Origin of the sequence: Rheinheimera sp. (genome assembly GCF_020217005.1) — a bacterium.
Taxonomy (GTDB): Bacteria; Pseudomonadota; Gammaproteobacteria; order Enterobacterales; family Alteromonadaceae; genus Pararheinheimera.
Genome location: NZ_JAIWOI010000201.1, coordinates 1 through 10,000, shown reverse-complemented (window position 1 = coordinate 10,000; position 10,000 = coordinate 1). Strand labels below are relative to the sequence as shown.

Annotated in this window: 9 protein-coding genes and 1 pseudogene; 3 read left to right on the top strand and 7 right to left on the bottom strand. The window is 45.7% G+C overall.

The genetic code is table 11. The annotated features are described in order from the left end of the window. Positions 1–874: HDOD domain-containing protein (locus LDL40_RS09840; protein WP_300995155.1), on the top strand; the 874-nt coding region annotated here is incomplete at its 5' end. Between the two features lie 64 nt (positions 875–938). Beyond that, on the top strand, positions 939–1,913 hold the full coding sequence (locus LDL40_RS09835) for a tRNA-dihydrouridine synthase (RefSeq protein WP_300995154.1): 975 nt from the start codon (positions 939–941) through the stop codon (positions 1,911–1,913). A 254-nt stretch (positions 1,914–2,167) separates the two neighbouring features. On the opposite strand, the gene LDL40_RS09830 is transcribed toward LDL40_RS09835, so the two are convergent. From LDL40_RS09830 to LDL40_RS09810, 5 genes are all read right to left on the bottom strand, one after another. After that, positions 2,168–3,007, bottom strand: a complete 840-nt coding sequence (locus LDL40_RS09830; protein ID WP_300995152.1) for a hypothetical protein — start codon at positions 3,005–3,007, stop codon at positions 2,168–2,170. Between the two features lie 661 nt (positions 3,008–3,668). Next, positions 3,669–4,769 carry a 2Fe-2S iron-sulfur cluster-binding protein gene (locus tag LDL40_RS09825; protein WP_300995151.1) on the bottom strand — a complete coding sequence of 367 codons (1,101 nt, stop codon included), beginning with the start codon at positions 4,767–4,769 and terminating at the stop codon, positions 3,669–3,671. Positions 4,770–4,909: 140 nt separating this feature from the next. After that, entirely contained in the window at positions 4,910–5,935 is a 1,026-nt protein-coding gene (tdh, locus tag LDL40_RS09820) for an L-threonine 3-dehydrogenase (protein ID WP_300995149.1), read from the bottom strand. Between the two features lie 10 nt (positions 5,936–5,945). Further along, the gene (locus LDL40_RS09815) at positions 5,946–7,142 is read right to left on the bottom strand and encodes a glycine C-acetyltransferase (RefSeq protein WP_300995148.1); all 1,197 of its coding nucleotides are present in this window, start codon (positions 7,140–7,142) and stop codon (positions 5,946–5,948) included. Between the two features lie 137 nt (positions 7,143–7,279). After that, positions 7,280–7,939: a TetR/AcrR family transcriptional regulator gene (locus LDL40_RS09810; RefSeq protein ID WP_300995147.1), complete on the bottom strand. Its 660-nt coding sequence runs from the start codon at positions 7,937–7,939 to the stop codon at positions 7,280–7,282. Positions 7,940–8,168: 229 nt separating this feature from the next. On the opposite strand from LDL40_RS09810, the gene coaD reads away from it, so the two are divergent. Next, positions 8,169–8,654 (top strand): pantetheine-phosphate adenylyltransferase, encoded by a 486-nt coding sequence (gene coaD / locus LDL40_RS09805; protein ID WP_300995146.1) that lies wholly within the window; start codon positions 8,169–8,171, stop codon positions 8,652–8,654. Between the two features lie 55 nt (positions 8,655–8,709). On the opposite strand, the gene LDL40_RS09800 is transcribed toward coaD, so the two are convergent. After that, the gene (locus LDL40_RS09800) at positions 8,710–9,801 is read right to left on the bottom strand and encodes an acyltransferase family protein (protein WP_300995145.1); all 1,092 of its coding nucleotides are present in this window, start codon (positions 9,799–9,801) and stop codon (positions 8,710–8,712) included. Then, positions 9,801–10,000 (bottom strand): annotated as a pseudogene (locus LDL40_RS09795) (glucose/galactose MFS transporter); the annotation flags it as partial. The pseudogene LDL40_RS09795 and the gene LDL40_RS09800, both read right to left, overlap by 1 nt.

Genomic DNA, 10,000 nt, shown 5'->3' with positions numbered 1-10,000 from the left:
CATGGCAAAAGCAATTAATATGGCAGAGGTAGAAAAAGCGCTAAGTGGCTTTACTATTCCTCCTCAGCCCACTGTTTTATTAAGTATCAAAGCAGAAATTGAAAGTGATGATCCTAATATCAAGCGTATTGCTGAGCTAATCAATCAGGATCTGGGCATTGCAGGCTTTACGCTGAAAGTAGTGAACTCTGTGTATTTCGGTTTACGTCGCAAAATCAGCTCGGTAGAACACGCCTGCAAATTCTTAGGCTTAAACCGGGTGATTAAATTAGTCAGTTCAGTGGTATTACGCTTTACCTTAAGCGAAGGCCGCACCGACCGCTTTACCGAGAATTTGTGGCAAAGTGCGGGCCATGTAGCTAATGCATCGGCTTTATTGGCGCAGCAACTACGATATGGCACAGATTGCGCTGATGATGCCTATAGCCTTGGCTTATTCCACAACGCCGGTATGCTGTTAATCAGCAGCCAGTTTAAAGATTATGCCAAAGTATTGAAGCATGCTCATTTAGCAGGTTATGGCATGTCCGAAGGCGAAGAACAGAACTTCCAGACCACCCATGAACTGCTTGGCTATATGATTGCACAGTCCTGGGGATTGGCACCTGAGCTGACCAACGTCATCGCCTACCATCACAGCCACGCTTTGATCCTGGCATCCAATGATATCTACGAAAAACGCTTATTTGCGCTGCTGAAACTGGCAGAACATATGACAGATGAAAGCAAAATATTGCTCGATCTGGACATAGATCCTGAGTGGGATCACAACAAAGCCACCATTCTGGATATTCTGGAACTGGACGAGCTCTCTTTGCACGATTTAGGTGACTACCTGTATCAAAACGGTGTACCTAATCATTATCACGCCTAAGTATGGGAGCTTCGGCTCCCTTTTCGTTTGTGCATTATTTTAGTTAACCAGAGTTCTATTCAAGATGCGTATTGTATTGGCCCCAATGGAGGGCGTAGTGGACCATTTAATGCGGGATATGTTAACCCGTATTGGTGGCTTTGATTTATGCATCACTGAATTCGTCCGGGTGGTCGATCAATTACTGCCCAACCGGGTATTCACCCGTATTTGTCCTGAATTAAAGCAAGGCGGTGTCACTCCAGCCGGTGTACCTGTGCGGGTCCAGTTATTGGGTCAGGAACCACAATGGCTGGCTGAAAACGCAGTAAGGGCAGTACAACTGGGCTCGCCCGGTGTGGATTTAAATTTTGGTTGCCCGGCCAAAGCGGTGAATAAAAGTCGTGGAGGCGCAGTATTACTGAAAGAAACTGAAACTCTGTACCAGATTATTAAAGCTGTGCGAGATGCCGTGCCAGCACAATTTCCTGTCACGGCTAAAATTCGTTTAGGTTTTGACGATACCAGCTTAACTCTGGACAACGCCCGCGCTATTTATGAGGCCGGAGCGACTGAACTGACTGTACACGCCCGCACTAAAAGTGATGGCTACAGGCCACCTGCCTACTGGCCATGGATAGAAAAAATACGCCAAACCATACCCTTAAATGTAGTGGCTAATGGAGAAATCTGGACACCTCAAGACGCAGCTTTGTGTTTAGAACAATCCGGCAGTACTGATTTGATGTTAGGCCGCGGCGCCTTAGCAAGCCCCGGACTAGCGCGGGACATCAAGCAGCATTTTGCCAATGGCACTCATCAAAAAATGCCATGGCCCCAAGTGCTGGAGCTGCTGTTGCAGTATTCAGACTACGAAATTGCAGGCGATAAAGGCCTGTATTACTCCAACCGGATCAAGCAGTGGTTCAGTTACCTGAAACTGCAATACGCCGAAGCAGAAGTTTTGTTCCAGCAACTGCGTTTACAACAAAAAGCACCGGATTTAGTAGCGACTTTGCGTGGGGCTTTAGAGCAGATTTCAGACTCATCTGAACATTAACCCGCTGAGATTCGACTCAAACGGCGCGGTCAACTACAACGCAGACACGCCGTAAATACATCCTTGTAGGCTCCTGTCCAGCATCCCTGCTGGACAGGGTCTGCTAACGCAGTTGCCCGGCCGTTTCCCGAGACCCTTTGTATTTTCACTTTGTGCCAAAAGCAGACATAAAACTTAGATTTGGAAATTACTCTTTAAAGTTTTGCGGCTTATTACCATTGGACTACCTTCATGAATTCAGTCAATTAGCGTTGCTATTTCTGCATGCCGCTGAGGATACTCATTAAAGCCAACGCTGTCTTACTATCATCCTTTTCCAACGCTTCTTTTATTTGTTGTTTAATAACATCTATTTGCTCTTGGGTCAGTGGTTGCATATTTATTTCGTTTGAAATTGTTGAGCGAACAGTATGCCTAATCGCTTCTTCTTTCGATATTTTTCTAATCTTCGCCATCTCTCGATTTTTAGCAAATTTCTGATTTACATCGGAACTTGTAGATCTTATCCTCGGCAGAATCTTCTTGATGAATAGAGCAATTATCAAGCATAGAACTAAGATAAAAAGAACAATGCCTACGCCTGCGATTATGTTATGCCGAGTTACTTTTCGTTGGTTTTCGGCTTGCCCGAGTTCTTTTGATTCTTGCAATGCAGTCGAAAACCCAATAAGTCTATATTTTTCAGATGAATACTCAGCGTCGCCACCAAGAAAATCACCGCTATTTTTAAAATATTTTAAAGTTAAAAGCGGATCTTCGCCTTGCTCGGCTAAAGATCTTATGATTCGCCTATCATCGCTATTATTGTAAAATCGTCTATTAGAACTTATTGATGTTTTACCTACATATATAGTTACTTCATAAGGCTCAGAATAAATGTTGAACGCTGAATTGCATGAATCTGCTTTTTGAAAGATGTCATTTGCTCTAAGAGGGCAATTAATGCTTATTGAGACGCTAATGTCTTTATTTAGCTCCCATGTGTAATCATTCCCACGTTCAATTGAATATATTTGCCCCTCAAGTTCTGAAGCGATGAGCTTCACCGATATGATTGCGATTGCGACGAACAGGATACGTGCGAGTATTTTCATTCTAAGTGATACGATTTTAAATAGCCTTTTAATATGTTAGGACCGTACCACAGATAAATATGCTCGGCGAATTTATCTTGAAGACCAAATCAGAAAGCAACTTTAGGGTCAGGTCTTGCGATGTGCCCAGCAACTTTAGGGTCAGGTCTTGCGATGTGCCCCATTTCGGTTTCTTGCTCTTAGCTGCCAATCAGAAAAGGCCATATCAACTACTGGCTCCAATCCCCCATTAGGGCGCGGTTCCGGTACTTCGCTGAGCTCAGTACGTCCATTCGGCGGCAAGCCAAACTTTTGGCTTGCCGCCGAATGGACCCAGAAAAATTGGGTGTCCAAGGTTTTAAGGCTGGGAGTGTTTGAGTGAGGAGCCGGTAGCGACGAACGAGTTGCTGCGTCGCCTTGGACGCACGATGTTGGGCCGTGTTTTATACTCACTTAGTTCGACCCCCTTCGGGGCCAGCTAAAGCTGTTCAACGCAAGCGTTGTCGCTGCGACCTGGGGCCGCCTTTTATGAATTACATCCATGTAATTCACCCTACGGGCCAGCCTTCGGCTGTTAGAAAGTGCTTCCTGCACTTTCTTGCTTTGGATACTTTCTTTTGGCGAAGCAAAAGAAAGTAACCCCACCCGGAGGGTAAAAACTCTAATTCGGAAGATAAACTCTTCAGGTATGAGTTGTGGCCACGGCGATTAAACCAGAAGAAAGCTCTGCTGACGATTTTTCAGCCTCAATCTCAGCACTCAACACCAAAGCCGAAGTCGGCTGAATACAACAAGCCAATACTTCATCAGCGCTACAGCTCATGCTAGGTTCCAGCACTTGTTGATACTGGCCTTGCACCACCCGCACTTTACAAAGGCCACAAGAGCCGCCTTTGCAGTCGTAATTCAGCGGAACTCTTGCAGCGAGAATAGCGTCCAGCACCGATTTATGGCCCTGACTATCCGTAAACACGCCATTGATTTCTATAGGGAAACTTTGCTCACTTGCTGCAGCACTAAAGAACTCAGCATAACAATGCTGTGCCCCTAAAATGCCCAGATCATAAATCAACTGCTCTGTCATTTTGGCCGAAGCACAAAAGTAATACTGCGCCTGCGGGCCTGCGAGTTTATATAAATAACCCGCATCAATCCGGCCTTTAAAGCCCTGCCAGTCAGTTGGTGGCTGAGTGAGAGCTATACGAAGTTGTAAACGGGGCAAACGGCGCAGCAAAGGATAAAACACTATATCGTCCAGACGACGCGCCTGATAGACCAAAAACACCTGACGTTTTTGCCTTATTGCAGCATACGCCATCGCCAGCATAGGGGTAATGCCAACACCACCAGCGACCAGTACCAAAGGCTGACGCGAACGGTTTAATAAAAAATGGCCACGTGGGTATGAACTTTCGATGAAGTCTCCCACTTTTAAATGCTGGAATAAAGCCTGACTTAACCGGCCATCCGTTTCTGCTTTGATCACCAGTTGGTAATAACGTTGCTGACTACAATCCTGGGCTAATGAATAAGCCCGGCTGACTGGCTTGCCCTGTAAGTCTTTGCCATAAAGCAGAATATGCTGACCTGCTTTGGCTTTAGGCAGTAACAAACCGTCCGGATGCTGCAGCCATAACTTCAGATACTGGCCCTGACGCTTTACCCGCACCAATTGCAGTGCCAAACGCTGGTTCTGTAATTTTGGCAAAGCAATATGCCGCCAATAACCACGGCCAAATAAGAACAATGTCAAAAACAGCAGAGCAAAAGTCAGGGCGATCATTGGAGCCGTAGCGTGATTAGATAAGAATTATTATCAAATGATAGCAGATCGCATTTAGGCTGCCAAGCGGGGGGCTTTAAAAATGGGGTCAGATCACATTAGTTACGCATAACTAATGTGATCTGACCCCATTTTCAGGTTTAACTCCAGTTCAGGATCACCTTACCGGACTGGCCTGAGCACATAATCTCAAAACCTTCCTTGTAGTTTTCCATTGGCATTTCGTGGGTCACTATCGGGCTTAAATCCAGACCGGACTGAATTAAGCTGGCCATTTTGTACCAGGTTTCAAACATTTCACGGCCATAAATGCCTTTGATCACCAGGCCTTTGAAAATAACCTTGTTCCAGTCCACCGCCATATCTGAAGGTGGAATACCCAGCATGGCAATTTTTCCACCGTGGTTAATAGTATCTAACATGCTACGGAAGGCAGAAGGTACACCCGACATCTCCAGACCTACGTCAAAACCTTCGGTCATACCGAGTTCTTTCATCACGTCCTGCAAACTTTCTTTACTCACATCCACAGCCCGGGTTGCACCCATTTTGCGCGCCAATTCTAAGCGGTACGGGTTCACGTCTGTGATCACTATATGACGGGCACCGACATGGCGAGCCACAGCGACCGCCATAATACCTATAGGACCAGCACCTGTAATTAAGACGTCTTCACCTACTAAGTCAAATGACAAAGCTGTGTGCACAGCGTTACCAAAGGGGTCAAAAATAGCGGCGATATTGTCCGGAATATTGTCCGGAATTTTAAAGACGTTAAAGGCCGGAATAGACAGGTATTCAGCAAAAGAGCCTTCACGGTTTACGCCTACACCTACGGTGTTGCGGCATAAATGCACGCGGCCAGCGCGGCAGTTACGGCAGAATCCACAAACTAAATGACCTTCACCTGAAACGCGGTCGCCTTTGGCAAAACCACGGACTTCAGAGCCCATGTCGACCACTTCACCGACATATTCGTGCCCTACCACCATGCCATGAGGAATAGTTTTTTGCGCCCATTCGTCCCATTTGTAGATATGCACGTCTGTGCCACAAATGGCGGTTTTTTTGATTTTGATCAGAACATCATTTGGGCCTACTTTTGGCATCTCCACTTCGGTTTGCCAAATACCCGGTTCTGCTTTTAATTTTGCTAATGCTTTCATCATGGCGTCCTCAGGCAATTACGCCCATTTCTTTACCAATACGGATAAAAGCACTTATGGCTTTATCCAGGTGTGCTTTGTCATGAGCGGCCGAGATCTGAGTGCGAATGCGCGCCTGATCTTTTGGCACTACAGGGAAAGAGAATCCCACTACATAAATGCCTTCAGCCAGCATACGGCGAGCCATTTCAGCTGCAACTTTGGCATCACCTAACATCACTGGAATGATAGCGTGATCTTTACCTGCCAGGGTAAAACCAGCGGCTGACATTTTTTCGCGGAAATAACTGACGTTGTCCCACAACTTAGCGCGCAAAGCATCACCATTGGCCAGTAAGTCCAGCACTTTAATAGAGGCTGTCACAATAGAAGGCGCTAAAGAGTTAGAGAATAAATAAGGGCGTGAACGCTGGCGTAACCACTCAATCACTTCTTTTTTACCAGAGGTATAACCACCTGAAGCGCCACCTAAAGCTTTGCCTAAAGTACCAGTGATAATATCGACCCGCTCCAGCACGTCGCAGTATTCGTGGGTACCGCGGCCATTTTTACCAACAAAACCTACAGCGTGGCTGTCGTCGACCATTACCAGCGCATTGTATTTGTCGGCTAAATCACAGATGGATTTTAAGTCGGCAATCACACCATCCATCGAAAATACGCCGTCTGTGGCAATGAGTTTAAAACGGGCGCCATCTGCGTCAGCTTGTTTTAACTGGGCTTCTAATTCGGCCATATCGTTATTGGCATAACGGTAACGTTTGGCTTTACACAAACGGACACCGTCGATAATAGAGGCATGGTTTAACGCATCGGAGATCACCGCATCTTCAGCGCCTAAAATAGTTTCGAATAAACCACCGTTGGCATCAAAACAAGAGGAATACAAAATAGTGTCTTCAGTGCCTAAAAAGCTGCTGATTTTTTGTTCCAGTTCTTTATGAATGTCCTGAGTACCACAGATAAAACGCACAGAGGCCACACCAAAACCGTGAGAGTCCAGACCTTGTTGGGCAGCTTTAATCAGGTCAGTATTATTGGCTAAACCTAAATAGTTGTTAGCACAGAAATTGAGTACTTGTTCATGACCTACTGTTACGGCGGCTTGTTGCTGAGAGCTAATCACTCGTTCAGCTTTGTACAGGCCCTGCACTTTTACGTCTTCTATTTGTTGTTGTAAGTGTGCAAGGAAAGGAGTCGTTCGCATAACTTTCTCCGGAAAGGCTGAGGGACTTGGTAAAAACCGCCGTATTGTAATCATTACGCAGGAGGGATGCAGCGCTTTTCTGTCAGAAAAGGCTGCAGATCGGATTAGTTGCGTAGCAAATAGTTGCCAGTCGGCTTTTAAATCGTCTGATCACCAGACAACACCTGATAATGTTGCTGCAGTTTCTCTATACGCGGCATAGCATGAGATGTTGCGTAGGGCTTAAATAAAAGCAGCACTTTGAGCACACCAAGATAAGCCTGTTCTTTACTCATGGTCCTATGTGGATCCTGGGTTTTTAAATAACTGATCCAGAAGGTCACAACCAGCTTGATGGTATGCGCAAAGTTGGCGATATCTGCATCATCTATCGCAATAACATCAGCTTTTTTTAATGCCGATAACACTGAAATAACCTTAGCAAGTACAGCCTTTTGTACCGTTAAATAGTCCTGCTGCAACGCCGGGTCCCGTGACAAAATGTCCGGTAAATTGGCGTAAAAAAAGTGGAAACGCCACATCAGCTCAAACACCACATCCAGATACTGAGCTAAGGAGTCCAGCGCTTCAGAGGGCTGAGTCGGAGGCTGTAGCCTGCTATCGAGCAACTTGGCATATTCACGGAAGATATTCCGTACTATGTCTTCTTTGTTGCGAAAATGGTAGTACAGGTTGCCGGGACTAATGCCCAAGTGAGCCGCTATATGGTTAGTGGTAATAGAGCGTTCACCCTGTAGATTAAACAACTCAATACTGGCCTGCAGTATCTTGTCTTTGGTCCGTAACTTCTTATCCATCCGCGTATTTCTTTTTTATTTATTTTTTATTAATTTGCTATAGTAACGCCAATTCGATTAAAAACTCTAGTCGTGTCTAGCCTTCTTATCTGAAGCTACAGTTTTGTTAATTTCGCGCTTTAGTTTCAGCCACATAGTTTATCTATGCAGCTGAGAATTGACGCGCTGTTGTACTCACTGCATCACCAATTACTTTAGATTTAAACAACACAGGGATCCGCATAAAACAATGAAAACCAAAGCAATTTATCCCGGTACTTTTGATCCTTTAACCAATGGTCACAGTGACTTAGTGCAAAGGGCTGCGCGTTTATTTGATCAAGTGATAGTGGCCGTCGCCTCTAATCCCAGCAAACAACCTTTATTTAGTCTGACGGAGCGGGTACAGCTGGCAGAACAATGTTTTACTGATCTTCCAAATGTCACAGTGGTGGGTTTCTCTGGCCTGCTGGCTGATTTTGCCAAACAAAATCAGGCTCAGGTGTTATTGCGTGGAGTACGGGCAGTGGCTGATTTTGAGTATGAATTCCAACTGGCCAGTATGAACCGCCAGCTCAACCCAGATTTAGATAGTTTGTTTATGACACCTTCAGAGAAAAATACTTTTATCTCGTCCACTTTGGTGAAAGAAGTTGCCAGACACGGTGGTGACGTCAGCCGTTTTGTTGCTGCTCACGTGGAGCAAGCTCTGAAGCAAAAATTTACTGCAGTTTAAAAAGTGGGGTCAGATCACATTGTTAACTGTTAACAATGTGATCTGACCCCACTTTTTAAAGCTTAATAATGATATTGCGTCTGTACAGCAGCAATGACAGGTACCAGAATCCAATCACGTGCAGTACAGCAAAGACCAATGAAGCCAGTTTAGCTGGGAAAACCAGAGCTAAAAGTTCAAAGCCCAACTGATAGAGCGATACCGAACCTGCCTCTGTTGGAATAAAAATCAGCTGCCCTATCAAGACAGACCATAACCAGGCTAAAACGTAAATAAAAAGTGGATTCGTGCCATACACCTTTAGAGGTTGTGCCGCTTTAGTCCAACCTTTGACGTCTATACACCAGACCAAAACTGCTAATATCAGCAAAATTAAACCATTGCTCAACGCCAGATAACTGCCTGACCACAAAGCTTTATTCACTGGCCAGAATATCTGCCAAAGTCCAGCCAGCAACAACAAGCTCACACCTAAGATCAGTAGCAGCCGCAAGGCGTCCTGATGTTGTCTCCCCTGCAAAGCTGACGCTGTACCAAAACCTATTAATACAGCTACTACACAAGGCAAGGTGCTCAACAAGCCTTCAGGGTCAAACGCCAGACCAAAGCCCTGATACAAGTGAGCTGAGCCAAAAATCGCTAAATCCCACTGCCTGACCAGGTTATGTTCCAGACTATAAGGCTGCTCTCCTCCACCAAGTACCAAAGCTAACCAGTACAACGCCACCAGAGCCACAGCGATAAAAGGCAAATAGCGACGCTTTATGCTTAAGACCAAAAGTGCAGCGACCCAGTAGGCCAAACCTATACGTTGTAAAACGCCAGGTAAACGTAGTTCTGCCAACTCAACAGTAAAAGGAACATAATTCAGCAGCACTCCAACACCTATAAGTTTTAACGCCCTGATGCTCACCCGCCAGACACTGTCTTTCGACAGTTCTGTATTTTTAAGCGAGTAAAACATTGCAGCGCCCACAACAAACAAAAAGGTGGGAAAAACAATATCCGCGAAGGTAAAACCATCCCAGGCGGCATGCAGTAATGGACTATAGACGTGCTGCCAGGAGCCTGGGGTGTTGACCAGTATCATTAAGGCTATTGCCAGTCCACGCAACGCATCCAGCGCATAAAAACGTGGCGATGACATTAACTGCGTCCCCAGCTCGTCAGTTTATGCCCCTTCAGAGCGTAAAACAAAATAAAGGCATAGCAAGGAAACATCACCAGATAAGCGCCCTGCTGGCCTAGCCCGGTACTGCTGGCAAGGCCCCAGAATAAAGGACCAAAAGCACCGCCAGCTATCCCCATAATTAACAAAGCTGAGCCTATGCTGGTTAACGCCCCCA